Annotated in this window: 22 protein-coding genes and 1 riboswitch; of the genes, 12 read left to right on the top strand and 10 right to left on the bottom strand. The window is 60.5% G+C overall.

Annotated elements, in window-relative coordinates:
* Positions 1–3 precede the first annotated feature (3 nt).
* On the top strand, positions 4–639 hold the full coding sequence (locus KOSB73_RS16235) for a TetR/AcrR family transcriptional regulator (protein WP_049090388.1): 636 nt from the start codon (positions 4–6) through the stop codon (positions 637–639).
* 17 nt (positions 640–656) lie between these two features.
* On the opposite strand, the gene KOSB73_RS16230 is transcribed toward KOSB73_RS16235, so the two are convergent.
* Positions 657–1,217 (bottom strand): RNA polymerase sigma factor, encoded by a 561-nt coding sequence (locus KOSB73_RS16230; protein WP_004137158.1) that lies wholly within the window; start codon positions 1,215–1,217, stop codon positions 657–659.
* A gap of 5 nt (positions 1,218–1,222) precedes the next feature.
* Positions 1,223–1,648: an HMG-box domain-containing protein gene (locus KOSB73_RS16225; RefSeq protein WP_004120488.1), complete on the bottom strand. Its 426-nt coding sequence runs from the start codon at positions 1,646–1,648 to the stop codon at positions 1,223–1,225.
* Between the two features lie 198 nt (positions 1,649–1,846).
* On the opposite strand from KOSB73_RS16225, the gene ykgR reads away from it, so the two are divergent.
* Positions 1,847–1,948: a small membrane protein YkgR gene (gene ykgR / locus KOSB73_RS31340; RefSeq protein WP_004137159.1), complete on the top strand. Its 102-nt coding sequence runs from the start codon at positions 1,847–1,849 to the stop codon at positions 1,946–1,948.
* A 38-nt stretch (positions 1,949–1,986) separates the two neighbouring features.
* Here the strand turns inward: ykgR and KOSB73_RS16220 are convergent, their stop codons facing one another.
* A complete protein-coding gene (locus tag KOSB73_RS16220; RefSeq protein ID WP_049086047.1) occupies positions 1,987–3,129 on the bottom strand; it encodes an alpha/beta hydrolase in 1,143 nt (380 codons plus the stop codon).
* Between the two features lie 168 nt (positions 3,130–3,297).
* Between KOSB73_RS16220 and KOSB73_RS16215 the strand changes: the two genes are divergently transcribed.
* The 9 genes from KOSB73_RS16215 (at position 3,298) to KOSB73_RS16175 (ending at position 13,253) form a co-directional block, all read left to right on the top strand.
* Positions 3,298–4,332 carry a LacI family DNA-binding transcriptional regulator gene (locus tag KOSB73_RS16215; protein ID WP_098140687.1) on the top strand — a complete coding sequence of 345 codons (1,035 nt, stop codon included), beginning with the start codon at positions 3,298–3,300 and terminating at the stop codon, positions 4,330–4,332.
* Between the two features lie 184 nt (positions 4,333–4,516).
* Positions 4,517–5,440 carry a sugar phosphate isomerase/epimerase family protein gene (locus KOSB73_RS16210; protein WP_024358185.1) on the top strand — a complete coding sequence of 308 codons (924 nt, stop codon included), beginning with the start codon at positions 4,517–4,519 and terminating at the stop codon, positions 5,438–5,440.
* Positions 5,441–5,454: 14 nt separating this feature from the next.
* Positions 5,455–6,627: a Gfo/Idh/MocA family protein gene (locus KOSB73_RS16205; protein ID WP_024358186.1), complete on the top strand. Its 1,173-nt coding sequence runs from the start codon at positions 5,455–5,457 to the stop codon at positions 6,625–6,627.
* A 153-nt stretch (positions 6,628–6,780) separates the two neighbouring features.
* A riboswitch (TPP riboswitch) is annotated at positions 6,781–6,882 on the top strand.
* A gap of 69 nt (positions 6,883–6,951) precedes the next feature.
* On the top strand, positions 6,952–7,647 hold the full coding sequence (locus KOSB73_RS16200) for a TenA family protein (protein WP_064410678.1): 696 nt from the start codon (positions 6,952–6,954) through the stop codon (positions 7,645–7,647).
* The gene (locus KOSB73_RS16195) at positions 7,644–8,372 is read left to right on the top strand and encodes an ABC transporter ATP-binding protein (RefSeq protein ID WP_024358188.1); all 729 of its coding nucleotides are present in this window, start codon (positions 7,644–7,646) and stop codon (positions 8,370–8,372) included. Before KOSB73_RS16200 ends, KOSB73_RS16195 begins: the two co-directional genes overlap by 4 nt.
* The gene (locus KOSB73_RS16190) at positions 8,369–9,109 is read left to right on the top strand and encodes an ABC transporter permease (RefSeq protein ID WP_032711032.1); all 741 of its coding nucleotides are present in this window, start codon (positions 8,369–8,371) and stop codon (positions 9,107–9,109) included. The genes KOSB73_RS16195 and KOSB73_RS16190 overlap by 4 nt, the downstream gene beginning before the upstream one ends.
* Before the next feature lie 24 nt (positions 9,110–9,133).
* On the top strand, positions 9,134–10,069 hold the full coding sequence (locus KOSB73_RS16185) for an ABC transporter substrate-binding protein (RefSeq protein WP_049090386.1): 936 nt from the start codon (positions 9,134–9,136) through the stop codon (positions 10,067–10,069).
* 307 nt (positions 10,070–10,376) lie between these two features.
* Positions 10,377–11,762 carry a diaminobutyrate--2-oxoglutarate transaminase gene (locus KOSB73_RS16180; protein ID WP_024358191.1) on the top strand — a complete coding sequence of 462 codons (1,386 nt, stop codon included), beginning with the start codon at positions 10,377–10,379 and terminating at the stop codon, positions 11,760–11,762.
* Between the two features lie 9 nt (positions 11,763–11,771).
* Positions 11,772–13,253: a pyridoxal phosphate-dependent decarboxylase family protein gene (locus tag KOSB73_RS16175; RefSeq protein ID WP_165775012.1), complete on the top strand. Its 1,482-nt coding sequence runs from the start codon at positions 11,772–11,774 to the stop codon at positions 13,251–13,253.
* A gap of 254 nt (positions 13,254–13,507) precedes the next feature.
* Here the strand turns inward: KOSB73_RS16175 and KOSB73_RS16170 are convergent, their stop codons facing one another.
* Positions 13,508–14,290, bottom strand: a complete 783-nt coding sequence (locus KOSB73_RS16170; protein WP_024358192.1) for an SDR family NAD(P)-dependent oxidoreductase — start codon at positions 14,288–14,290, stop codon at positions 13,508–13,510.
* Between the two features lie 116 nt (positions 14,291–14,406).
* Here KOSB73_RS16170 and KOSB73_RS16165 point away from each other — a divergent pair, with 116 nt between their 5' ends.
* Positions 14,407–14,955, top strand: a complete 549-nt coding sequence (locus KOSB73_RS16165) for a TetR/AcrR family transcriptional regulator (RefSeq protein ID WP_064342655.1) — start codon at positions 14,407–14,409, stop codon at positions 14,953–14,955.
* Between the two features lie 2 nt (positions 14,956–14,957).
* Here the strand turns inward: KOSB73_RS16165 and KOSB73_RS16160 are convergent, their stop codons facing one another.
* From KOSB73_RS16160 to KOSB73_RS16135, 6 genes are all read right to left on the bottom strand, one after another.
* Positions 14,958–15,701: a glutamine amidotransferase gene (locus KOSB73_RS16160; RefSeq protein WP_049085862.1), complete on the bottom strand. Its 744-nt coding sequence runs from the start codon at positions 15,699–15,701 to the stop codon at positions 14,958–14,960.
* Positions 15,702–15,804: 103 nt separating this feature from the next.
* The gene (gene mrdA / locus KOSB73_RS16155) at positions 15,805–17,724 is read right to left on the bottom strand and encodes a penicillin-binding protein 2 (protein ID WP_165775011.1); all 1,920 of its coding nucleotides are present in this window, start codon (positions 17,722–17,724) and stop codon (positions 15,805–15,807) included.
* A 184-nt stretch (positions 17,725–17,908) separates the two neighbouring features.
* Positions 17,909–19,705 carry an allophanate hydrolase gene (gene atzF, locus KOSB73_RS16150; protein ID WP_098066015.1) on the bottom strand — a complete coding sequence of 599 codons (1,797 nt, stop codon included), beginning with the start codon at positions 19,703–19,705 and terminating at the stop codon, positions 17,909–17,911.
* Positions 19,702–23,307: an urea carboxylase gene (uca, locus tag KOSB73_RS16145; protein WP_098140686.1), complete on the bottom strand. Its 3,606-nt coding sequence runs from the start codon at positions 23,305–23,307 to the stop codon at positions 19,702–19,704. The genes atzF and uca overlap by 4 nt, the downstream gene beginning before the upstream one ends.
* A gap of 168 nt (positions 23,308–23,475) precedes the next feature.
* On the bottom strand, positions 23,476–24,111 hold the full coding sequence (locus tag KOSB73_RS16140) for an urea amidolyase associated protein UAAP2 (RefSeq protein WP_004138008.1): 636 nt from the start codon (positions 24,109–24,111) through the stop codon (positions 23,476–23,478).
* Between the two features lie 10 nt (positions 24,112–24,121).
* The gene (locus tag KOSB73_RS16135) at positions 24,122–24,850 is read right to left on the bottom strand and encodes an urea amidolyase associated protein UAAP1 (protein WP_064342652.1); all 729 of its coding nucleotides are present in this window, start codon (positions 24,848–24,850) and stop codon (positions 24,122–24,124) included.
* Positions 24,851–24,853: the final 3 nt, after the last annotated feature.

Raw genomic sequence — 24,853 nt, 5'->3', positions numbered from 1 at the left:
CTGATGGGAAATCAACGCGGGCGGCCGATGAAAGCCCGCCCACGCATTTTACAAACCGCCCGGGCGCTGTTTCTGCAGCACGGGCTTGATGTGTCTCTGGATACCATCGCCGCCGAAGCGGGAACCACGCGCCCGACGCTGTACAGCCATTTCCCCGGCGGAAAAGACGCGCTGCTGCTGGAGACGTTCGCCTTTCTCAACGACGCTATGCAGCCGCCCCTGCAACAGCTTCTACAGGACAGCCAGCAGGATCTGCCGGCGCTGCTGCGGGGATTCGCCAGGGTTGTCCAGCACCATTTTTATGCACCGGAAAACATCCACTTTCAACGCCTGCTCATCCAGGTGCTGGTGCAAAAACCGGAGCTGTACGTCACGCTAGAGCAGCGCCCCTCGGGACGCGTGTTGCAGGCGCTCAGCGATATCCTCGCGAAGAAACGAGATCAGGGCCAGCTGACCCTCAGCGACCCGCAGCTCCAGGCGACGGCGTTTCTCGGCGCGATTATGGGCTATCCGCTGCCGGGAGCCTTAATTGCGCAAAATGCGCTAACGGCAGAAACGCTGGAGCCGCTCGCCGAATGCGCGATTAGCGTGTTCCTCACGGCCTGGGGCTATAAGCCATCATCATCCGGCGCCCTGTGAACGGGGCCGGAATACGCCTAACCGGCGAGGAGCTCATCGTACAGGCTACGCAGGCGGGTGCGAAGGTAGAGAACGGCTTTATGCTTACGCGAGAGCAGCGCCTGCTCGCTGACGCCGGACTCTTCGGCCAGCTCCCGGTAGCTATAGCCCTGCAGTTCGGTTTTCTCAAATGCCTCACGCTGGGCGGGCGGCAGCTCCGAAAGCGCCTGGTTTAGCTCCTCCCAGAGCAGCGCTTTCAGATACTCATCCTCCGGCGTTTGCGGCACGCCAAACAGCGTCTCGGCCAGCTCGTCCTCAGGAAAATCGCCCTCCTCCTCCTCGCTGAAGCCGCCCGCCAGCGGCAGCTCGCGTTTTTTCCTCGCCCTGTCGGTCATTTCGTTACGCGCCGCCCGAAACAGCCAGGCGGCGATATTCTCCACCGGCTGCTCGACGCGAATGAGCTGATACGTCACTTCCTGCAGGATATCGTCCGCCTCATCGCGCAGCGGGGTCCGTCCGCGGATAAAAGCCTTCAGCCGCGACCGGCAGGCGTTGAGGGCGGAAACAAGCCGTGACTCCGCCACGGTGCCGTTTTTCATTGTGTTCACTCGGGATCCGCGTTTTTAGCTGGACTCTCCTGCTGCGGCCCATGCTCGCCTCGGCGGTCACGCCAGCCGCAGGGGCCGTGATGCCCGCGGCGGCCGAAGCGCTGAGCAAACTCCTCGCGCTGCTCGGGGCTCATGTTCATCCAGCGTTCATGCATCCGCCGCCGGGCGTGCCCCATGCCAAACATGCCCGGCCGAAAACCGAGGCCGCCGAACAGGATCCGCGACAGCGCCAGAATCCCTAACGCCTGCCAGAAACCGATGCTCTTCACGCCAAGAATTGCCGGCAGCAGCGCATTCCACAGCGACATCACCACCAGCCCAAGCACGGCGATTAACGCCACGCCGATAATAAGCGGTTTTGCCATTCTGTGACGACCAAAGCGCTGATGGTGATGCTGACCGTGCATATCGAAATCTCTCATCTTCTGTTTACCTCATAATGCTCGTGAATATTAGCCTGTGCAGAGGTAGACGAATGAGCGGACAAAATATTGCTGAGAAAATTTAAAAATCGACACACTTTATTTGTATGACAAATTTTAATGTGTGATCTTCATCACCTTCTATCGCGCGCGGCGGCGGTAAGGTTCCCCGATGATTCATTGAAAAAAGAGGAACTTATGAACGCAGTAAAATCACTAAAAGCGGACTGGGCGATTATTACGTTGATGATTGTTGTCGCGGTCGTGATGTATGGCTATCTGATCCCTAAATACTGGTAATCGAAGTCCGCCCCATCGCTCAGGGCGGCCTGCCGGCACTATCGCTTATCGTTCAGCGTCTTAATCAGAAACGGCACCGAGTCGCGTAAAGACGGGTTAACCGTACCGCTATGATCCAGGCCGGCATAAATATGAACCTCCGCCCGGGTTCCCGCGCTTTTTACCGCATCGGCAAAGCGTTTTTGCATTGCCGTCGGCACGTTGATATCCGCGCCGCCAATACCGATAAACACCGGGTGATCGATTTTCAGGGTCGGATAAAGCATGCTGCCCACGCTGGCGTTTAACAGGGAGTCTATTCCCGGCTTAAGTGAGTTAGCGGCATTAAGACCGGCCTTCATGACCTCATCGTTTAACGGCGTAATGCATAAATTGCTCGCCTCTTTCAGCAGCGGCAGCGCGTTATCCTGGAAATAATCAGCCGGATTAAGCTGCGGGTTGCTGTCGGCGGCAGACAGATAAATATAGAAAATATAGGGTATTTTCGGGTCGCCTCCGGTCGGCGCTTTGCCGGCTGCCGGTGGAAGCACATCGGCGGCGGTGGTTCCTTTCTCAAAATAAGGCGTACCGGTCAGCACCGTCGCGCGAACGTTCAGCTCCGGCGCATATTCCGGCTGATATCCCGCGCTGGCGAACGCGGCGTGCGCACCCTGCGACTGCCCTACCAGAATAAGCTCATTCTTAAGCGGAAACTGCTTCAGGGCGGCGCGAACGCCATCAAGAACGCTCCACGCTTCGCCGCGGGCGTTAAGATAATGGTGCAGGCCAGCAGAGCCCAGCCCGGCATAATCCGGCGCGACCACCGCGTAGCCCAGCGACAGCCAGGTATTCAGATACTGCTTATCGCGATCGCTGCGCGGGTTTAAAGACGGCGCGCAGTGGTTCGCCACGCCCACGGTACCGTGAGCCCAGACCACCACAGGCCACCCCCCTTCCGGCGTCGCGCCAAAGGGAATAAATACCGCGGCGGTATCTTCGCGGGCGGTTTTACCGTCAACGCCGCTGCGGGAGGGATAATGCAGGAGGTACTGCTTTGCCGCTTCGCTTAAGCCATTCGCGGCGTTGAGCGGAGAGACGGCATCGGTACTGTCGCCAGCGGCGCTAGCCGGTACCGCGCTCATTGAAAGCAGCAGCAGCGCAGAGGTGGCGGCGAGGAATTTTCTCGAGAGTGAATAGGTCATGGCATCCTGTTCCATTATTAGTGATGCACTTAGTGTAGTCCCCGCCGCCTGAATATCAGCTCAATGAAGCAGACGCTTCGCCATTTTTTTATAAACCCTGAGTGGCTTCGCTTTTTGCCCGCGCAAATAATGATAGATTTTTATCAATAACCTCAAAGGAAGAGACCGATGTCAGCGAAAAAAGTGACCATGACCGACATAGCCAGAGACGCCGGAGTGGGTATTGCGACGGTAGACAGAGTGCTCAATAAACGGGCCGCCGTCAAAGAGAGCACCGAACGTAAAGTACTCGAGTCCGCGCGGCGATTAGGCTTCGCGCTTGAGCAATCCCACTATCGGCTGGCTGCCGGCCAGTCGGCGATAGCCCTCAGAATGGGGTTTATCCTGCTGCAGCCGTCACACTCGTTTTATCAACAGCTGGCGCAGGCGCTTGAACAGGCGGCACTCGCGTGGCATAGCCCGACGCAGGCCCCCGTTTTTCTGCATTATGATATTAACGCCATCGACGATATGGCCGCCGCGATCGGCCGCCTGAGCGCTGAAGTGGATGTTATCGGCATTGTGGCGCTGGATAATCCGCTTATCCGCCATGCCCTCATTCAGGCGATTGATAAAGGGGTGCACGTCTTCACCCTGCTCTCCGATATGAGCATTCCCCAGCGTACCGGCTATATCGGGCTGGATAACCAGAAAGCGGGCCGCACCGCCGGCTGGGCGGTGGACAGGCTCTGTCACGGCGAGGGCGAAATTGGGATTATCGTCGGCGATAATCGGTTTATTTGTCAGGAAAGCTGCGAGATAAGTTTCCGCTCCTACCTGCGCGAACAGGGCAAAGGCGATCGTGTGCTTGAACCGGTGCGCAGCCACGAACGTGCCGATGTCGCGCGCCAGGTGACGGAAGAGATGCTGCAACAGTACCCGGATCTGAAGGCCATTTACGCGCCCTGCGGCGGCGTGGAAGGTATTGTCGACGCCCTGCGCGCGCGTCAACGCCAGCACCAGGTCACCCTGATTTGCCATGGCCCGGTAGACAACGGCGAGCTGGCGTTAATCGACGGCACCGTCGATCTTATGCTTGCGCACCGGCTTAGCGAGTTCGCTGCGGCGACAATTAACGCCTTTATCCAGGCAGTCAGCCAGCCGCGGGCGACGTTTATCAACGCTCTGCAGCCGTTTGACCTCCTCACCAAAGAAAACCTCTGATTGACGCAGGCGCGGATAAAGCCGCCGCGCTCCGCTTCAGCGCTATATTTGATAAAAAACCATCATTTATGCTATCAAAATAAATCTTGAATCCCATCAAAGAATTTAAATTTCATCATTGTTGAATATGAAATTTTCATTCAATACTGGTCATGTTTTCTCCTCATCAGAAAAGGAAGCCATCATGACCATACATATTGCCAACGCGCCGTGCAGCTGGGGCGTCGATGATCCCAAAAACCCTTACCTGCCGCCGTGGCCCAAGGTGCTGGAAGAAGCGGCGACGGCCGGTTATAAAAGCATTGAACTGGGCCCGTGGAGCTATCTGCCGACCCGGGCCGATGAACTCAGCGCCGCGCTGAATAAACAGGGGCTGTCGCTGGTTGCCGGAACGATCTTCGACGATCTGGTCAGCGAAGAGAACTTCGCGAATATTGTCGAACTGACGCATAACCTCTGCCGCAATCTGTCGCAGGTGCCGTCAGCGGAAAAGACGCCGGGTAACCCCTTCCAGCCGCCTTATCTGGTCATTATTGATTTCGGCAATCCGCAGCGGGCGAAATATGCCGGACGCGGCGAGCTGGCCCCCCGTCTGTCACCCGCCGACTGGCAGCGGATGATCGACCACATTATCACTATCAGCAAACTGGCGTGGCAGGAGTACGGCGTGCGTCCGGTTATCCATCCTCACGCCGGCGGCTGCATCGAGTTTGCCGATGAAATCGACCTGCTGGCGACGCAGATTCCCCATGAGGTGGCCGGTTTGTGTCTCGACACTGGCCACCTCTACTATTCGGGCATGGACCCCATCAGCTGGCTGGATCGCCATTTTGACCGCCTTGACTACCTGCATTTTAAAGATGTTGACCCGCAGGTGTTCGCTAGCGTGATTTCCCGCGGCATCGACTTCTTCTCGGCCTGTGCGGAGGGGGTGATGTGCCCGCTTGGCAGCGGCGCCATTGACTATCCGGCGGTGCGCGCCTTTCTCGACAAGCGCGGCTATCAGGGCTGGATCACCATTGAGCAAGAGCGCGATCCGCGCAACGTCGAGGGCAGCCTGCAGGCGGTCACGGAAAGCCTGCGCTACCTGCGATCCGTTGGGTTTTAATCGGGAGAAAACAGATGATTAACGGTATTAAACCTGTAGGCCGCTCCTTACGCTGGGGCATGGTGGGCGGCGGCGGAAGCAGCCAGATTGGCTATATTCACCGCTCCGCGGCGCTGCGCGACGGATCGTTTACCCTGCTGGCCGGGGCTTTTGATATTGATGCAGAGCGCGGGCGCGAGTTTGGCCAGCAGCTGGGCGTGGACGTCGGACGCTGTTACCCCGACTACGAAACCTTGTTTCGCGAAGAAGCGGCGCGGGAAGACGGCATTGAAGCGGTTTCTATCGCCACGCCGAATAACACCCACTACGCCATTTGTCGCGCGGCGCTTGAGGCCGGACTGCATGTGGTTTGTGAAAAACCGCTCTGTTTTACCGGCGAAGAGGCCGATGCGCTGGTGGCCCTGAGCGAAAAACAGCGCAAAATCATCGGCGTCACCTACGGCTACGCCGGGCATCAGTTGATTCTGCAGGCTCGGCAGATGATTGAACAGGGGCTGCTGGGCGAGATCCGCATCATCAATATGCAGTTCGCCCACGGTTTCCATAACCAGCCGGTAGAGCAGGATAACCCCAGCACCCGCTGGCGGGTGGACCCGAAATTTGTTGGTCCCAGCTACGTGCTGGGCGATCTGGCCACCCACCCGCTGTTCCTGGCGGAGACCATGGCGCCGAAGCTTAATATCACTCGCCTGATGTGCTCCCGCCAGAGTTTTGTCAAAAGCCGCGCACCGCTGGAGGATAACGCGCATGTGCTGATGGAGTACGACAACGGCGCCGTAGGGTCGATGTGGTGCTCGGCGGTCAACAGCGGCTCAATGCACGGACAGAAAGTCCGCATCGTCGGGGAGAAAGCTAGCCTGGAGTGGTGGGATGAACAGCCGAACCAGCTGCGCTACGAAATTCAGGGCGAGCCGGTGCGCATCCTCGAACGCGGTATGCCCTATCTTGACCCGCTGGCCCTGCAGGACGACCGGATTGGCGGCGGCCATCCCGAAGGGCTGTTTGAGGCCTGGTCGAATCTGTATCGCCGCTTTGCCATTGCCATGGATGCAACCGACCGTCGCGATTCGGCCTTGCTGGAAAACTTCTGGTATCCGGATGCCAAAGCCGGGGCGCTCGGCGTGCATTGGGTAGAGAGCTGCGTTCGTTCAGCAGACAACGGGGCCAGTTGGGTAGCGTTTCACTGATCCTCTGATAATACGCGCCCGGTAAGGCGTCAGCCGCCACCGGGCGCAAACGATGCGCAATAGCCATTTCTTGAGATATTTAAAAGTGACAACGTCACCTATTCCCGGCAAATTCACAGCATTGTAATCAAAAAGGGAATGTCGTATAACAGGGGCCAAACCGAGGGGTGTCCCGTGAGGGCTGAGATGGCGTAAGCCGAACCCTTTGAACCTGATCTGGGTCATGCCAGCGAAGGGACGGGTCGGCATTTCCGCCAGTTTTGCGCCATTGCCTGTTCACACTTCATTCAGCACGCCCGGATCTCCCTTGTTTCAGGAGGTCCTGTGATTCTTCCCGCGTTTACCCAGGGTATTTATGGTCGTCTGCGTCAGCAGGCCGGCGCCGACTGGCAGCACTACGTCGCCCACCCCTTCCTGCGCCAGCTCGCCGATGGCACCCTGCCCGAATCCGCCTTCCGCCGCTATCTGACGCAGGATTACCTGTTTCTGATCCATTTCGCCCGCAGCTACGCGCTGCTGGTCAGCAAGCTGCGTACCCTGGCGGAAATGCGCGTCGCCGCCGCGTCGATGAACGCCATTATTGACGAGCTGCCGCTGCACGTCGGCTACTGCAGGGAATGGGGGCTGGATGAAGCGACGATGGCCGCCGAAGCGGAAGCCGTGGAAACCGTTAACTATACCCGCTACGTGCTGGACATCGGCCACTCCGGCGACGCCCTGGAACTGCTGGCGGCGCTGATGCCCTGCGTTGCCGGCTACGCGGAAATCGGCCTCGGCCTGCTGCACGATCCGGCGACCCGGCTGACCGCCAATCCTTATGCCTCCTGGATCCGCAACTACGGCGATGAGGGTTACCTGAACGGCGTCAATAACGCCATCGGTCTGCTGGAAACCCTCTGGCAGCAGCGCGGCGGCGAGGCGCGTTTCGCCGAACTCAGCGCTATTTTCACCACCGCCACGCGTCTGGAGGCAAACTTCTGGCAGATGGGCCTCAACGCCGTCGCGGAGCGCCCGGCGTGACGGCGCCCGGTATCCAGGTGCGCGGTCTGAGCCTGCGCTTTGGCGCGCGGCGGATATTCGACAATCTGACGTTCGCTATCCCCGGCGGCCAGTGGGTTTCGCTGCTGGGGGCCAGCGGCGCTGGAAAGACCAGCCTGTTGCGCATTATCGCCGGGCTGGCAAAAGCTACCGCCGGTGACGTTCGCGCCAGCGACGGGCAGCCAATAGATAAACGGCTGGCGTGGATGGGACAAAAAGATCTGCTTTATCCATGGTTAAGCGTGCGCGACAACGTCTCGCTTGGCGCGCGTCTGCGCGGAGAGCGCGTAGACCATCGGCGGGTTGCCGCGCTGTTACAACAGGTTGGTCTTGAACACTGCGCCGGCGACCGCCCGGCCGCCCTCTCAGGCGGCATGCGCCAGCGTGCGGCGCTGGCGCGCACGCTCTATGAAGACCGCCCCATTGTGCTGATGGACGAACCTTTTTCTGCGCTCGATACCCTGACCCGCACGCGCATTCAGACCCTGGCCGCGGAACTCCTGGTGAACCGCACCGTCGTGCTGATTACCCACGACCCGATGGAAGCCTGCCGCCTGAGCCATCGTCTGCTGGTCCTTTCCCCCGCTCCCGGCGGGATTGACGACGCGCATCGCCTGTCCGGCATGCCGCCGCGCGCGCCGGACGATCCGGCGCTGTTGGCCAGCCAGGCGGAGCTGCTGCAACAGCTGATAAGGGCTAACGGATGAGCGCAAAACTGTTTCGCGCCGCCGTGGTGTTCTGCGGCCTGCTGCTGCTCTGGTGGCTGGCGAGCCGCAGCGGCATTCCCGCCTTTCTGCTGCCTTCACCCTCGGCGGTGGCAAGCGCTCTGTGGGTCAACCGCTCGTACCTCGGCGAACACACGCTGATCACGTTGAGCGAGATCCTCAGCGGCCTCGTGCTTGGCGCCCTACTCGGCGTGACGCTGGCGCTGTGCATGATTGTCTCGCCGCGCCTTCAGCGCTGGCTGATGCCGCTGGTGCTGACCAGCCAGGCGATCCCGGTCTTTGCCCTCGCCCCGCTGCTGGTGCTGTGGTTCGGTTTTGGCATGGGCGCCAAGGTGATGATGGCGGTGCTGGTGATTTTCTTTCCCGTCACCTCGGCGTTTTTTGACGGCCTGCGCCGGGTTAACCGCGACTATCTCGATCTGGCGCGCACCATGGGGGCCTCTTTTGGCGCACAGCTGCGCCACGTTCGCATGATGGCCGCCCTTCCGGCCCTTGGTTCCGGCCTGCGGATGGCCGCCGCCGTTGCCCCCATCGGGGCGATTATCGGCGAATGGGTCGGTTCAGCCGAAGGCCTGGGCTACGTGATGCTTAACGCCAACGCCCGCCTGCAAACCGATATCTGCTTCGCGGCCCTGTTTATTTTGGTGGTACTGACCGTCCTGCTCTGGCTGGCGGTGGATGCTTTTTTACACCGGCTGATCGACTGGACGCCGGAATAACGATTTTAAACAGAAGGAATAACCATGCGTAAACATCTTTATAGCGGAATGGCCCTTGGCGTGCTGTTCAGCGGTCAGGCGCTGGCCAACGAGAAACTCACCCTGGTGCTGGACTGGTATATCAACCCCGATCATGCGCCGATCGTGGTGGCCGAACAGATCGGCGCCTTTAAAGAGGCGGGCCTGGACGTCAAAATCGTGCCGCCGTCCGACCCGGCGCTGCCGCCGCGCTTAGTCGCCGCCCGCCAGGCGGACCTGGCGATTACCTACCAGCCGCAGGTCCATTTTTTTGCTGATGAAGGGCTGCCGTTGGTCCGCGTCGGCACCCTGATTAATTCACCGCTGAACACGGTGATCGCGCTGGATAAAAGCATCAAATCCCCCGCCGATCTGCAAGGCAAAAAAGTGGGTTACTCGGTGAGCGGTATCGAACAGGCGACGCTGGCCACCATGGCGCAGCACGCGCACATCGACCCCAAAAGCATCAAGCTCATCAACGTGAACTTCCAGCTGACCAGCGCCCTGCTGGCCGGCCAGGTCGATGCGGTCATCGGCGGCTATCGTAATATCGAAGCGCTGGAGCTGAAGCTACAGGGGAAAGCTCCGCAGGTGATGAACGTCGAGGATTACGGCGTACCGGCCTACGACGAGCTGGTGATTGTCGCGAATCGTGATGAAGCAAACGCGCCGAAGATTAAGGCGTTCCTCAAGGCGCTGCAAAAAGGCGTCGCTTACCTGCGCGCCCATCCTCAGGAGACCTGGCAGGCGTTTGCCGCCGCGCATCCCGAGCTCAATACCGAACTGAACAAGCAGGCATGGCTGAAAACCCTTCCTCTGTTTGCCAGCGATCCGGCGGCGCTGGATAAACCTCGCTATGAAGCTTATGAACAGTTTTTATATAACAATAAGTTGGTGAAAAAAGTCACACCTTTAACGAATTATGCGGTTGAGCTGCATTGAGTCATGCCATTGCTGGCGGAAACTTTTCGCCAGCAATATCCGCGTAACGTTAATAAAAATCGAGAAACTTCCTCACTAATAATTACAATTTTAAAGGTCTTTCACCCCTTAAATTATTCATTTTAAATCAATCAATTAGGTTGATTTTCGCCAGTGTAAAAATAACGTAAATATACCTTAATCAATAAAACGTTGAATGCGTATCTAAAAAGCCATATATTGTGCCCGCTTTAATGCATGGCGATTCAATTTCTTACACCAATTTATTCAACCAGCGCTCAACCGTAACGCTGGTTGTGGGAGTGATATGATGACGGATAAAGTCCGTATTGATACTTTAGGCGCAGATTTATTAGATGCAAACAACGATACCTTTTTGGCCCGTCAGGCTGAATTCGAATCGAATGTCAGGAGCTACCCGCGCAAGCTGCCCCTTGCGATTACCAAAGCGGAAGGCGTCTGGCTGACCGATGCGGATAACAAACAGTATCTGGACTGCCTTGCCGGCGCCGGTACTCTGGCACTCGGCCACAACCATCCTGACGTGCTGCAGAGCATCCAAAGTGTCATTACCAGCGGCTTGCCGTTACATACTCTCGATCTGACGACACCGTTAAAAGATCGCTTCTCTGAATACCTGCTTTCCCTGCTGCCGGGCGAAGGCAAAGAATACTGCCTGCAGTTCACCGGTCCATCCGGCGCTGACGCCGTGGAAGCGGCGCTGAAGCTGGCGAAAAAATACACCGGTCGCTCTTCCGTGATCAGCTTCTCCGGCGGTTACCACGGCATGACCCACGGCGCGCTGTCCGTCACCGGCAACCTGTCGCCAAAAGCGGCGGTTAACGGCATGATGCCGGAAGTGCAGTTTATGCCTTACCCGCACCAGTACCGCTGCCCGCTGGGTATCGGCGGCGAAGCCGGCGTGAAAGCGCTGACCTACTACTTCGAAAACCTGATCAACGACGTCGAAAGCGGCGTGCGTAAACCGGCGGCGGTGATCCTTGAAGCCGTTCAGGGTGAAGGCGGCGTGAACCCGGCTCCGGTCGAATGGCTGCAGCGCATCCGTAAAGTGACGCAGGAGCACGGCATTCTGCTGATCATCGATGAAGTTCAGGCTGGCTTTGCCCGTACCGGTAAATTCTTCGCCTTTGAACACGCTGGCATTGAGCCGGACATTATCGTGATGTCGAAAGCCGTTGGCGGCGGTCTGCCGCTGGCCGTTCTCGGTATCAAAAAGCAGTTCGACGCCTGGGAACCGGGTCACCACACCGGCACCTTCCGCGGCAACCAGCTGGCGATGGCCACCGGACTGACCACCCTGCGCCACCTGAAAGATAATAAGATTGCGGATAAAACCGCCGCTCAGGGCGAATGGCTGAAAGGCAAGCTGGCCGAGATGCAGAAACGCTATCCGGTTATCGGCCACGTTCGCGGTCTGGGCCTGATGATCGGCATCGAGATCGTTAAACCGAACGAAGCGCCGGACCACATGGGCTGCTACCCGGCGGATGGCGAACTCTCCGCGCTGCTGCAGAAGAAATGCTTCGAAGCGGGTCTGATCCTCGAGCGCGGCGGCCGCCACGGCTGCGTGCTGCGCCTGCTGCCGTCCCTGCTGATCAGCAACGCTGAGCTGGAAATTTTCTTCGACAAATTTGAACAGGCCCTGCTGGCCGCCGGCGTAAAACCGGTCTGAGTGGAGTAAGTGACCGCAATGTCCAAATTGAATCCGATTCTTGCTGGTTCCGCGCAAAGTATTGATGCCTACCAGCAAGCGATCGCCCAGACCAGCCAGGCGGTAGCGCAGTGGTTGCAGCAGCCTGAAATGTATCAGGGGAAAAGCGTTGATGAACTGCGTGAGCGCATCACCCTTGATTTCAACGAACAGGGTCTGGGCAACCAGGCGGCGATTGAACGTGCGATCGAGTACTTCCTGAAAGACAGCCTGTCGGTACATCACCCGCAGTGCGTGGCGCATCTGCACTGCCCGAGCCTGGTGATTAGCCAGGCGGCGGAAGTGCTGATTAACGCCACCAACCAGAGTATGGACTCCTGGGACCAAAGCCCGTCAGCGACCATCATCGAGATCAAGCTGATTGAATGGCTGCGCGCCCAGGTCGGCTACGGCGCTGGCGATGCCGGCGTCTTCACCAGCGGCGGCACCCAGAGCAACATGATGGGCCTGATGCTGGCGCGCGATGCCTTCTTCGCCCGCCGGGGGCACTCCATCCAGCAGGATGGTCTGCCGGGCGATATTCGTCAGTACAAAGTGCTGTGTTCAGAAAACGCCCACTTCTCGGTGCAGAAGAATATGGCGCTGATGGGCCTCGGCTACCGCTCCGTGACGCTGGTGAAAACCGACGAATTCGCGCGGATGGACGTGGCGGATCTGAAAGCGAAAATCGCCGAGGCGCAGGCTAACGGCGAGCAGATTATGGCGATCGTCGCCACCGCCGGCACCACCGACGCGGGGGCGATTGACCCGCTGCGCGAGATTGCGGCCGTCGCGGCAGAGTACCAGATCTGGCTGCACGTCGACGCGGCCTGGGGCGGCGCGCTGCTGATGTCCGAAAAGTATCGCGACCGTCTGGACGGCATTGAGCTAGTGGACTCCATCACCCTGGATTTCCACAAGCAGTTCTTCCAGACCATCAGCTGCGGCGCGTTTCTGTTAAAAGAAGCCCGCCACTATGAGCTGATGCGCTATCAGGCGGCCTATCTGAACTCCGAGTTCGATGAAGAGCACGGCGTACCGAATCTGGTGTCCAAATCGCTGCAGACCACCCGCCGCTTCGACGCGCTGAAGCTATGGATGGGTCTGGAAGCGCTGGGCCAGAAGCAGTACGCGGAAATCATCGATCACGGCGTGACGATGGCGCTGAACGTGGCGGATTACGTCGCAACGCAGCCGACGCTGGAGCTGGTCATGCAGCCGCAGCTGGCGAGCGTGTTGTTCCGTTCGCGTCCGCAGCAGATGGCGGGCAGCGACGATGCCGCGATCGCCCTGCTCAACCAGCGGGTTGGCGATGCGCTGCTGGCTTCCGGCCGCGCTAACGTCGGCGTGACCGAGCACAACGGCGTCACCTGCCTGAAGCTGACGCTGCTGAACCCGATCGTGACGTTAGAGGACGTGAAGGTGCTGCTGAGCCTGGTCGAGCGTACCGCCCAGGAGCTGCTGGCGCAGTAAGTTCGTTCTCGCACTAACCTCGAAAGCCGATAACTCACCTTATCGGCTTTTTTTATTGGGTTTCGTCCTGAATTTGTGACGTTGTCACTGTATTTCCCGGAGGCGGTGCTGCGCACCTGTCGGGCTACAGGTTCACAACCATCATCCCGGACAGACGCCCCTGGCGCCGCCTCCGGGATGTACTTGTATTCGAAATGCGCGCCATAAGCGTGTATCGACTCTCCTTTCCGATACACGGTGATACAAACAGCCAGTCACCCCAGATAACGCGCCGCCGGTTCAGATTGCGCAAAGCCGGGCAGCATGGCCTGACGCGTCGCGTTAAGCGCCTGCCACTGCGTTTCATCATGCAGCGGCGGAATAGTCACCGATTCGCGGCGGTCGAACCCCACCAGGGCGGCATCGACCAGTTTATCCACCTCCATGACGCCGGGAATGGTATCCACATCTTTGCCGCTGTGCTGCCAAATCTCGGTGCGCGTCGCCGCCGGCAGTACCGCCTGGACGTATACGCCTTTCGCGCTCAGCTCAACATCGAGCCCCTGTGAGAGAAACAGCACAAAGGCTTTCGTGGCGCCGTAGACGGTCAACCCCATTTCCGGACCCAGCCCAACGACCGACGCGATGTTGACAATCGCCCCCTCTCCGGCTTCGGCCAGACGCGGCGCGATAGCGTTCGCCAGGCGAGCCACTGAGGTCACGTTGAGGGTAATCAGGCGAGTGATATCGTCGCTGCTCTGGTGGAGGAAATCACCGGGAATCGAGGTACCGGCATTATTGACCAGAATCCCAATACGCGCGTCTTCCCGCAGGCGCTGCTCCACGGCGATGATGTCGCTATCCTGGGTTAAGTCGGCCTGCAGGATGTCGACCTGAACACCGGTTTCACCGCGCAGTCGCTCGGCCAGCGCCGTCAGACGCTCGCGGTTACGCGCGACCAGCACCAGGTCGTGGCCGCGGCGGGCAAAACGTTCGGCATAGACTGCGCCAATTCCGGTCGATGCGCCGGTTACCAGTACCGCTGATTTGCTGCTCATAGATGTACTCCTGAATTTATACATGATGATCGTCATGTATAATGGCACGGGTTGGGTATACTGTAAATAATGTTATATGATGGTCATCATAAATAATTTCGCAGCAGGACGACGCCATGAGAGTGAGCAGAAAACAGGTTGAAGAGAATAAGCAGATAATCCTGACCGCCGCCGGACGCTTGTTTCGCGAGCGGGGTTTTGACGCGGTCACGGTCACCGATATTATGAAATCAGCCGGTCTGACCCACGGCGGATTTTATGGCTACTTTAAATCGAAGGATGACCTGATCGCCCAAACCCTCGCGGAACTGAAGATCGAAAGCGAGACGACGGAAAACGACTTCGCGTCGCGCGTTGAACGCTATCTCTCCCCCGAACACCGGGATAATTTTGCCAACGGCTGCCCGCTGGCTGCGCTGGCGGCGGAGACCATCCGCCAGTCCGAACCCGCGCGCGATGAAATGACCGCCCGGCTGCGGCAGCACATAGACCAGCTCAGTGAAGCGATGGATGATCAAGACGCTGAAGCCCGCCGTCGCGCGGCGATTGGCAGCTGGTCGGCCATGGTCGGCGCGTTAATTCTGGCGCGGATGACCGCGGATTCGGCGTTTTCCGACGAAATCCTGGCTGAAACGGCGGCCTGGCTCGCGGAAAAACAGCGCTAACGTTAAGCCAGGTTCAGATCCGGCTGCAGGTAGCCTGCGACAAAGCGGGTCAAAATCGCCGAGGCCACCGGGCTCTCCGCAACGTCACGACTCAGCCTGTCCGGGTCAATCCCCTCGTTGCGCAGCGCCGACTGACGGAACGCGATCAGCGAGCGGGCAATCGCCGGGGTGATCTCCGGATGAAACTGCGTAGATACGGCATGCGCGCCGTAGCGCACAATCTGGTGCGGATCGTGCTGCGACGAGGCCAGCACCGTCGCCCCCGGCGGTAATCGGGTGACCGTTTGCATATGCGTGAGGTGCGCGCTGAACGGCGCCGGGTGGTCAGCCAGCAGACGATCAGCCAGGCCGTGTGCGGACAGTGAAATGGTTTTACTTCCCGCTTCGCGTCCGGCTGGATGGTAGTCCACCTCGCCGCCCAGCGCGTGCGCCATTAGCTGATGCCCGTAGCAGACGCCAAACAGCGGCATCTCTATCGCCATCGCCTCGCGGATCCATGCGGCGGTCATTTCGCTCCACGGCAGGCGCTCCGTGACCATATCCCAGGAGCCGGTAATCACCGCCACGGTATTATTGTCCGGCGCGGGAAGCGGCTCGCCGGCATACACCCGCGCCACGCTGATTTTATTGCGCCACGGCGCCAGCAGATTGCCAAACCAGAGGGGAAGATCGCCGTGGTCGGAGACGATTTCATCCGGCGGAGTCCCGGTCTGGACAAGAAGAAGGGTATTTCGGCTTAACGACATCAGAGCGCCTTTTTCACAGCAACACAGAACGCTACTATGCGCAAAAGCGCCGGCGGCGGCAAATAACCAATCCGCCAACGCTTATGCTCTCAACGAATAACCGCTACTGCGCGTCGGCGCTCTCCACCTGCGGCACCGTCGAGGCCGCGCCCTGTACCGCCGGCGCGTTGGCCGGGTCGAAGATATGGTCGAGGATGGCGCGCGCCGTCGGTCCCGCTACCACGCCATCGCCGCCGCCGTTCTCCAGAATCAGCGCCATCGCCACCTTCGGATGCTGATACGGCGCAAACAGGGTGTAGAAGATATGGTCGCGCAGGCGCACCGGGATCATTTTCGCGTTATAGGTCTGGTTCTCCTTCAGGCTGAACACCTGGGACGTCCCGGACTTGGCGGCGATCTGGTACGGCGCGGTATGGAACAGCTTATAGCCGGTGCCGTTTGGCAGGTTCGCCATGCCGTACATGCCGTTGCGCACCACGCCCCAGTAAGGCGAGCGCGGATCGCCAACCTGCGGCAGATCCTGCGGCGGCTGATAGCGCTCAACCTTATTCCCCTGTTTCATGGAGTAAAGCAGATGCGGGTTTTGCACTTTGCCGTTGTTAATCAGGGTCGTCAGCGCCTTGACCATCTGGATCGGCGTGGCAATCCAGTAGCCCTGGCCGATACCGACGGAAATGGTATCGCCCTGATACCATGGTTTTTTATGCACCCGCTGTTTCCACTCCCGGCTCGGCAGCACCCCGGCATACTCTTCGTTAAGATCGATGCCAGTTGACTGACCGTAACCGAACTTGCTGAGCCACTCGTGAATACGGTCGATACCCATCTCAAACGCTACCTGATAGAAGAAGGTGTCCGCCGATTCTTCTATCGCTTTGGTGACGTTAAGCATGCCGTGGCCGCTCTTCAGCCAGTCGCGGTAGCGGCGCTGGGTTCCCGGCAGCGTCCAGGTCGGCGCGCCGAAGAAGGAGGTGGTTGGCGTGATAACGCCCGCCGATAGCGCCGACAGCGCCATGTAGGGTTTCACCGTCGACGCGGGCGGATAGAGACCCTGGGTGACCCGGTTAATCAGCGGCCGGTCCGGGTTATCGAGCAGCGAACGGTAGGCCTGATAGCCGATGCCCCTGACAAAGGGATTGGGATCGTAGCTGGGGCTCGACACCATGGCCAGCACGCCGCCATCGCGCGGATCGACGGCCACCACCGCCGCGCGCTGCCCTTTCAGCACCGACTCGATATACTGCTGCAGGTGCAGATCCAGCGTCAGGTAGATGTTCTTCCCGGCCACCGGCGGCACCTCTTTCAGCAGGCGCACCACCCGCCCGTGGTTATCCACCTCGACCTCCTGATATCCGGTGGTGCCGTGCAGCGCTTTCTCGTAGTAGCCTTCGATACCCTGCTTGCCGATATTATGGTCGGCGGCGTAGTTCTCCTCTTCCCCCGCTTTGGCCAGCTTTTGCAGATCGCTGTCGTTGATTTTCGATACGTAGCCAACCACGTGCGCCAGTTCGGCCCCGTAGGGGTATGCGCGCTGCTGGTAGCTCTCCACCGTGACGCCGGGGAAATGAAACTCATTGACCGCAAAACGCGCCACTTCAACATCGCTCAGGTCCGCTTTTAAGGTCACCTCTTTGTAGCGGCTGTTGTGGTGCATATCGTCGCGAAAATCGGCGATATCCTGCGGGGTTAAATCGACGATCGGCGTCAGCTGCTGCAGCAGCGCCGTCATATCGGCGATTTTGCTCGGGATCACCTGCAAACGGTAGAGGGTAATATTTTGTACCAGCGGGATACCGTTGCGGTCGAAAATCAGCCCCCGGCTCGGCGCGATGGGCAGCATTTTAATGTCGTTCTGGTTTGAACGCGTCTGATAAAAATCGTGCTGATCGACCTGCAAACGGTAAAGATTAAGGATCAGGATGGCAAAGCAGACCACCACCAGTAGAAACGCAATGACGGCTCGGCGGATAAATAGCATCTTTTCCGCTGAATGGTCGCGAATTTCATCTCTCATTAGGGACATTAGCGGTCATATACCTGGGTTACAAAGGGCCTGAAAAAGGAAAAGCGGGGAAGAATAGCGTTATCGCAGCGAGAGCCCTATCGAAAGGTTGCTAATGATTTGGCAGAAATGTTTCAGCATGTTAGAAACGTGACGTCGTCACAAAAATCACCTCCCTCGGGACTTCGACGGAGGTGATGATGTCCTAGCGCGCCAGCCAGGCGCGCCAGCCGCCGTAGGCGGTAATCTCCGTGGCTTCGCCTAATCCTTCGGCTTCGCAAATAAAGCCCGTTAACCGGCGTCCGTCGGCAAGCTCAACTTTCCCTAAGCCCAGCGGCGCGGGAATGGCCGCCAGCAGCGAACCGACCTCCGCGCTGGGTAGCTCCCACACTTCAACCGCAATCGCCGCCCCGCCGCTCTCATCGCGAACCATTGCCGGGCGCTTACCGTCCGCGAGGGCGTACAAACGATAGTGCGGCGCGCTGCGGGTTTCCTGCAGCAGCTGGCCGCCCCGCGCCAGCAGCTGATCGTTTAGCGGCAGGCCGGCAAGATGCGCGCCGCAAACAACCAGCGCCATCCGGTCATGACCGGCGGCGCGTTCGGGCGGCGGGGTTTCCAGCCGCGTCCCGCCGGCCAGCGGCAGCCGCTCCGCTCGCTGAAACGCGTCGGCCAGGCTGAGCAAATACTGGTCGGTAAATGCCCGGCCAAACAGGGTAACGCCAGAGGGCAAGCCGTCCGGCATAAATCCGCACGGCACGCTCACCGCGGCGTAGTCCAGCAGGTTCATAAAGTTGGTGTAATACCCGAGATCGGCGTTGCGCGCGATCGGTTCCGCTTGCAGCTCGTCGAGCGTCACCGGACGCGGATAGGTTGGCGTCAGCACGCAGTCGAGGGTCTCGAGGATCGCGTCGCACCGGGCTTTGTACTGCTGTAGCTGATAGATCGCCTTAAAGGTCGCCGTGGCGTCGGTATCCGGCGCTTTCGCCAGCACCTCGCGAATGACCGGCAGCACCGCCTCCGGCTGCCGCGCCATCAACGGGCCGACTACCGCGTAACGTTCGGCGACCCACGGTCCGTCATACAGCAGTCGGGCTGCCGCCAGAAACGGCGCGAATTCGATCTCAACCGCCACCCCACCCAGCGCCGTCAGCCGCTGCCGGGCCTGGGTAAACAGACGCTCGCTTGCGCTGCAGCCGAGGAAATTCAGCTCGCGCGGAACGCCAAAACGAAAACCGGCTGCCGGCCTGCCGAACGCCTGACGGCTGTTCCACTGCGGATTATGGCGGCTCCAGGCATCCAGCGGATCGTACTGCGCGACCAGCGCCAGCAGCTGGCTCGCCTCGTCGGCGGTGGCGCTGAAAAAGGTCACACAGTCTAACGTACGGCAGGCGGGCACGACCCCAGCGGTGGAGATCAGCCCTTTCGTGGCCTTCAGACCCACCAGGTTATTCAGCCCCGCCGGGACGCGGCCGCTGCCGGCGGTGTCCGTTCCCAGCGAGAAGCTGGCGACGCCCAGCGCCACCGCCAGCGCGGAACCGGCGCTGGAGCCCCCGGATGGGTAATCTGCAAGATAGCCGTTGCGGCAAGCACCGTACGGCGAGCGGGTACCGTTCAGGCCGGTGGCGAACTGATCGAGATTGGTTTTACCGACCGGCACCGCCCCCAGCGCGATCAGCTGAGCGACAATCGTCGCGCTCTGCTCCGCCCGGTAAGCAAACGCCGGGCAGGCGGCGGTGGTGATAATCTCCGCCAAATCGATATTGTCTTTGATGGCGAACGGCACGCCGTATAGCGGCAGCTCGGTCGGCGAGAGGCCTTCCAGCGCCGCCAGAAACGGCTCCTGCTCCTCTTCGCTCAGGATATGGATAAATAAGCGGAATTCGGGGTTCAGCGCCTGCGCCCGCTGGCGCACTTCCGCCAGCAGGCGGCGCGGGGTGGTTTTGCCGTTGCGATAGTCTGCCGCCAGGGTCGCCAGGCGTAAATCAAACGTCTGCTGCATCATGCCTTCTCCTCAATAATCACCGCCACCCGCTGCCCGGCGCGCACCGCGCTGCCCGGCTGCACGTGAACCTGCTGGATAATGCCGTCGCAGGGGGCCAGCAGCGGGATCTCCATCTTCATCGACTCCAGAACGACCAGCACATCCCCCGCGCGAACCCGACTGCCTGCCGCGGTTTGTACCTGCCATAAGTTGCCGGAAATCGGGCTCTCCACCCCCTGCTCGCCCTGACGCAGCGGCGCGTCGCCACCCTCATCCACGGCGCCCTCCTGGCTGTCGAAATGGGCCTGGCCGCTGGCTATCCAGCGATCGCGTTCGGCGTTAAACGCCCGCTGCTGATGCTCGCGAAACGCGCCGATGCTGTGCGCTTCGCGGTGGAGAAACTGCTGGTATTCCGCCAGCCGCAGCGTGCTGTTCTCAATGCGCAGCGGGTAGCGTCCGAGCGGAAAATCGCGGCGAATTTGCAGCAGCTCTTCGGCCGAAACCGGATAGAAACGCAATTGGTCGAAGAAACGCAGCAGCCAGGGTTTGCCGGCAAAATCCGCCACGTCGTGGTAGCGATTCCACATTTGCAAGGTCCGGCCAACGAACTGATAGCCGCCGGGTCCCTCCATGCCGTAGACGCACAGATAGGCCCCGCCGATGCCGACCGAGTTTTCCGCCGTCCAGGTGCGCGCCGGGTTGTACTTGGTAGTGACCAGGCGATGGCGCGGGTCGAGCGGCGTCGCCACCGGCGCGCCGAGATAAACATCGCCCAGCCCCATGACCAGATAGCTGGCGTCAAACACCGTATTCCATACCGCCTGCTCGTCAGGCAGATCGTTAATCCGGCGGATAAACTCAAGGTTGCTCGGGCACCACGGCGCGTCCTGGCGCACGGTGGTCATGTATTTATCGATCGCCTTGCGGCAGGCCGGGTCGTCCCAGGAGAGCGGCAGATGCACCACGCGCGTCGGCACCTGCAGATCGTCGCTCAGGCAAACCGTGGACCACTCGCCGCGCACCCGGGCCAGCAGCGTCTCCAGGGGCAGGGTTTCCGGCTGGAAATGGATTTGCAGCGAGCGGATCCCCGGCGTGATATCAATCACGCCTTCTGCGGATTGCGCCTCCAGGGCCTGCATCAGGGCATGAATGCGGAAACGCAGCACCAGATCCAGCTCCGGCTCCCCGGCTTCCAGCAGCAGGTGGGTATCGCCGGAAAGGCGCGCCACCAGGCGTTTATCCGCCTCGCCGCAGGTCATGACGACAGGCGACGTCAGGGGCGCGGGCTGCCAGGTTATCGCCTGGTGACTTAGGGTCGCCAGCTCGGCGCGCCGCCCTTGCGCCAGCCGCCGGGCGGTGGGTAAATCTACCGCCACGAAACGTACTTTGTCCCCGGCCTTGAGCTGGCCTAATTGCCAGAGGTCGGCTTCAATAACGGTGACCGGACAGACGAAACCGCCGAGGCTCGGCCCGTCCGGCCCGAGGATCACCGGCATATCGCCGGTAAAATCGACCGCGCCCACCGCGTAAGGATTATCGTGAATATTCGACGGATGCAGTCCCGCTTCGCCGCCGCTGTCGCGGGCCCACAGCGGCTTGGGTCCAATCAGGCGCACGCCGGTGCGGCTGGAGTTAAAATGAACCTCCCAGTCGGTGGCGAAAAAAGTCGCGATATACGCCGGCGTAAAAAACTCCGGCGCGCCGTGGGGGCCATAAATCACCCGCAGCGTCCGTACCTGCGCAAGCGTCGTGCGGAGCGCGGCGGGCAGTTGATCCCCGACTCTGGCGGCGGCGCGCGGCGCCAGATGCAGCACGTCGCCGCCGCGCAGCGCCCGTCCGCCGTGGCCGCCAAACTGACCGAGGGTAAAGGTGCTTTTACTGCCCAAATAGTCCGGCACCTGAATACCGCCGCTCAGGCAGAGATAGCTTCTGACCCCTGCGCCGCTTATCGCGCCAAGCTTCAGCGTCGCCCCCGCCGGAATGGTAAAAACGCGGTCCAGCGGCTGGTCAACGCCATCGAGCGTCACCGCCAGCGGCGCGCCGCACACCACCGCCTGAACGTCGGTATTAAATTTCAGGGTCGGCCCGTTGAGGGTGATTTCCAGCGCGGCCTCTCCCTCGGCATTACCCAGCAGACGGTTGCCGAGACGCAGGGCGCGATCGTCCATCGGCCCCGACGGCGGTACGCCCACCGCCCAGTACCCGAGACGTCCCGGATAGTCCTGCACGCTGGTCTGGGTCCCGGCGCTCAGCACCTCCACGGTGGCCGCCCGGTAGCGCAGCTGCTCAAGGCAGCGGGTCCAGGGCTCGCCTTCGGTAAACGGCGCAAAGCCAAGAATTTGCAGCAGGTACAGGCGGTTGGTTTCTACGCCGTACAGGCGGGTCTCCGCCAGCGCCTGCGCCAGGCCGGCGATAGCCTCATCGCGGCTGGGGCGCCAGGCGATCGTTTTCGCCAGCATCGGGTCGAAAAACGGCGGCACTTCGCAGCCGGCTTCCACCCAGCGGTCGATACGCAGGGCGGCGCCGTCCGCCGGTGGAAAGATGGCTTCCGTTAGCAGTCCGGGAGACGGCTGAAACTGCCGTCCCGGATCCTCGGCGTAAAGCCGCGCCTGAATAGCATGCCCCTGAGGCCGTAACCCGGCGGCCAGCACGTCTAGCCGGGGTAAATCGCCCGCCGCCAGCTCAATCATCCAGCGCACCAGATCAACGCCCCACACCTGCTCGGTGACGCCGTGTTCAACCTGAAGCCGGGTATTCACTTCGAGGAAATAAAACTGCCGCGCCGTGCTGTCATAGACGAACTCCACCGTGCCGGCGCTGCGGTAGCTCACCGCTTTACCCAGCGCGATAGCCGCCGCGCATAGCGCCTGCGCGGTGCCTTCCGGCAGATTCGGCGCGGGCGTCTCTTCAATCACTTTCTGGTTACGCCGCTGTACCGAACAGTCGCGCACCCCGAGGGCGATAACGTCCCCCCGCCCGTCGCCGAAGATTTGCACCTCCAGATGGCGGGCGCGTTCGATATATTTTTCGAGAAATACGCCGGCGTCGCTGAAGTTGTTTTGCCCCAGCCGCTGCACCGTGGCGAACGCCTCCGTCAGCTCACGAGCGTCGCGGCAGACGCGCATGCCGATCCCGCCGCCGCCGGCGGTGCTTTTAAGCATCACCGGATAGCCCACCGCCTCAGCCGCCCGGCAGGCTTCGTCGCTGTCGGCCAGCAGTTCGCTGCCCTCCAGCAGCGGCACGCCCTCGGCTTTGGCTAAGGCGCGCGCGGTATGCTTCAGGCCGAAGACGCGCAGCTGCCGCGGGGTTGGGCCGACAAAGGCCAGCCCCGCCGCTTCGCAGGCCTCGGCGAAGGCCGCGTTCTCCGACAGAAAGCCGTAGCCGGGGTGGATCGCCCGGGCGCCGCTCTGCTGCGCGGCGGCAATGATCTTCTCCGTGGCCAGATAGGTTTGCGCCGCCGGGCCGTCGCCGAGGCTGAGGGCTTCATCGGCGTCGCGGATATGCAGACTGCTCAGGTCGGCTTCGGAATAAACGGCGACGCCCTTCACCTGCATCGCGCGCAGGGTGCGCAGAATGCGGCAGGCAATCGCGCCGCGGTTGGCAATCAGTAAGGTATCAAACATAAGCGGAACTCACAGGGTCGCGGGTCGTCCCGCAAAAATTCGATGTTCCCCTGAGGTCGTCCCCGGGGTGAACCGGCGCTTAAGGTTTGCGCGTCGGCGTACTGTTCAGGCGATCGGCGCGGACGGCGAAGAGCCGAAAGGCCAACAGGCGCCAGCGCTGCCAGCGGGTCAGTTCCATACCAGCACCTCGGCGGGCGTGGGGTTCCAGCCGTTGCAGGGATTGTTCAACTGCGGACAGTTGGAAATCAGCACCACGGCGCTGCACTCGGCGCGCAGCTCAACGTATTTCCCCGCCGCCGATATGCCGTCCTCAAAGGTCAGACCGCCTTCCGGGGTGACCGGGACGTTCATAAAAAAGTTGATGTTGGCGCCGATATCGCGCTTGTGCAGGCGACCATCGTGCAGGCAGGCGCAAAGGAAATTATCCCGGCAGCTGTGCATATAGCGTTTATCCTGGGCGTAGCGCACGGTGTTGCTCTCCTGGGCGCAGGCGCCGCCGAGGGTATCGTGGCGACCGCAGGTATCAGCAACGATGGTCAGCAGCGGATTGCCCAGATTGGAATAGAGCACGCTGCCGGTGGTCAGATAGGCATTGCCCTGGCGGCGCAGCGTGCGCTGCGGATCGTAGCGTTCGCGGGGGTTATCGGCGTTGTAAAACAGAGTATCGATGGCCTGGTTGCCTTCGAGGTCTAGCAGGCGCAGGGTTTGCCCTTTTTGTACCTCAAACAGCCAGGGTTCCCCTGCCGGGATCACATGGCGATAGACGGCATCTTCAGGACGACGGTTACTGGTGATAAGACGCATCGCAGCCTCCTTACAGGGCAAAAAGTTGGGTGTTGAGGAACGCGCGCTGGTTTTCATCGCGAGTAAAGAGCGCTTCCGCGGTCGCCTGCGCATCGTCGGCCTGATACCAGCTAAGCTGAATTGGCCGCGGGGCGTATTCCGCGGCCGGGTCCTGGGGATGCGGCAGCGCGGTCAGTACCATGAGGACATCCATCGGCGCAAACAGCTCAACGTAATCTCCGGCGCGGCTGTTGCCGGGGATAAAGCGGAAACTGCCGTCCTCATCGACGGTCACTTTGCTGAAGAAGTTAACCACCATCAGCAGGTCTTCCAGGCCCAGATCCCACTTGCCCATCTCGACCAGCAGGTTATCGACGCCGTTGCGATAGAAGCCGTTGCGCAGCTCCTGGTAGCGTCCTGCGCCATATTTTTCACGCGTCTCATCGGCGTTGAGCACCCCGCCGAACGGGTCGTGCCAGCCGCAGCTGTCGGCAACGATCCCGGCCAGGACGCGCCCCATATCGGAGTAGAAACAGTGTCCGGCGGTCAGGCGCGCGGTATGCTGGCCCTTGAGGGTGTCCGGCAGATTCAGACGCTCGCTCTTCTCGTGGGGATTAAGCATCATCATGCTGACGTTGGCCCCGCCGTCGATATCGGTCAGGCGCAGAATTTGCCCTTTGCGCAAAATTAACGAGGTGTGCGCCCCGCCGGGGAGCCGCTCTTCGCGCAGGCTGGGGGAGGAGTGAAAAAGTGCGGTCATCAA

The organism is Klebsiella grimontii (genome assembly GCF_900200035.1).
In the GTDB taxonomy this organism is placed as follows: Bacteria; Pseudomonadota; Gammaproteobacteria; order Enterobacterales; family Enterobacteriaceae; genus Klebsiella; species Klebsiella grimontii.
Note: the sequence above shows the minus strand (reverse complement) of the source record. Positions and strands in the feature narration are given on the sequence as shown.

What these genes read in the sequence shown, in the direction of transcription:
- KOSB73_RS16210 (WP_024358185.1), top strand. Translation starts at nt 4,517, where the DNA reads ATGACCATACATATTGCCAACGCGCCGTGCAGCTGGGGCGTCGATGAT.
- KOSB73_RS16160 (WP_049085862.1), bottom strand. Translation starts at nt 15,701, where the DNA reads ATGTCGTTAAGCCGAAATACCCTTCTTCTTGTCCAGACCGGGACTCCG.
- KOSB73_RS16215 (WP_098140687.1), top strand. Translation starts at nt 3,298, where the DNA reads ATGTCAGCGAAAAAAGTGACCATGACCGACATAGCCAGAGACGCCGGA.
- KOSB73_RS16185 (WP_049090386.1), top strand. Translation starts at nt 9,134, where the DNA reads ATGCGTAAACATCTTTATAGCGGAATGGCCCTTGGCGTGCTGTTCAGC.
- KOSB73_RS16190 (WP_032711032.1), top strand. Translation starts at nt 8,369, where the DNA reads ATGAGCGCAAAACTGTTTCGCGCCGCCGTGGTGTTCTGCGGCCTGCTG.
- atzF (WP_098066015.1), bottom strand. Translation starts at nt 19,705, where the DNA reads ATGATGCAGCAGACGTTTGATTTACGCCTGGCGACCCTGGCGGCAGAC.
- KOSB73_RS16235 (WP_049090388.1), top strand. Translation starts at nt 4, where the DNA reads ATGGGAAATCAACGCGGGCGGCCGATGAAAGCCCGCCCACGCATTTTA.
- KOSB73_RS16165 (WP_064342655.1), top strand. Translation starts at nt 14,407, where the DNA reads ATGAGAGTGAGCAGAAAACAGGTTGAAGAGAATAAGCAGATAATCCTG.
- KOSB73_RS16180 (WP_024358191.1), top strand. Translation starts at nt 10,377, where the DNA reads ATGATGACGGATAAAGTCCGTATTGATACTTTAGGCGCAGATTTATTA.
- KOSB73_RS16205 (WP_024358186.1), top strand. Translation starts at nt 5,455, where the DNA reads ATGATTAACGGTATTAAACCTGTAGGCCGCTCCTTACGCTGGGGCATG.
- KOSB73_RS16140 (WP_004138008.1), bottom strand. Translation starts at nt 24,111, where the DNA reads ATGCGTCTTATCACCAGTAACCGTCGTCCTGAAGATGCCGTCTATCGC.
- uca (WP_098140686.1), bottom strand. Translation starts at nt 23,307, where the DNA reads ATGTTTGATACCTTACTGATTGCCAACCGCGGCGCGATTGCCTGCCGC.
- KOSB73_RS16230 (WP_004137158.1), bottom strand. Translation starts at nt 1,217, where the DNA reads ATGAAAAACGGCACCGTGGCGGAGTCACGGCTTGTTTCCGCCCTCAAC.
- mrdA (WP_165775011.1), bottom strand. Translation starts at nt 17,724, where the DNA reads ATGTCCCTAATGAGAGATGAAATTCGCGACCATTCAGCGGAAAAGATG.
- KOSB73_RS16170 (WP_024358192.1), bottom strand. Translation starts at nt 14,290, where the DNA reads ATGAGCAGCAAATCAGCGGTACTGGTAACCGGCGCATCGACCGGAATT.
- ykgR (WP_004137159.1), top strand. Translation starts at nt 1,847, where the DNA reads ATGAACGCAGTAAAATCACTAAAAGCGGACTGGGCGATTATTACGTTG.
- KOSB73_RS16220 (WP_049086047.1), bottom strand. Translation starts at nt 3,129, where the DNA reads ATGACCTATTCACTCTCGAGAAAATTCCTCGCCGCCACCTCTGCGCTG.
- KOSB73_RS16135 (WP_064342652.1), bottom strand. Translation starts at nt 24,850, where the DNA reads ATGACCGCACTTTTTCACTCCTCCCCCAGCCTGCGCGAAGAGCGGCTC.
- KOSB73_RS16225 (WP_004120488.1), bottom strand. Translation starts at nt 1,648, where the DNA reads ATGAGAGATTTCGATATGCACGGTCAGCATCACCATCAGCGCTTTGGT.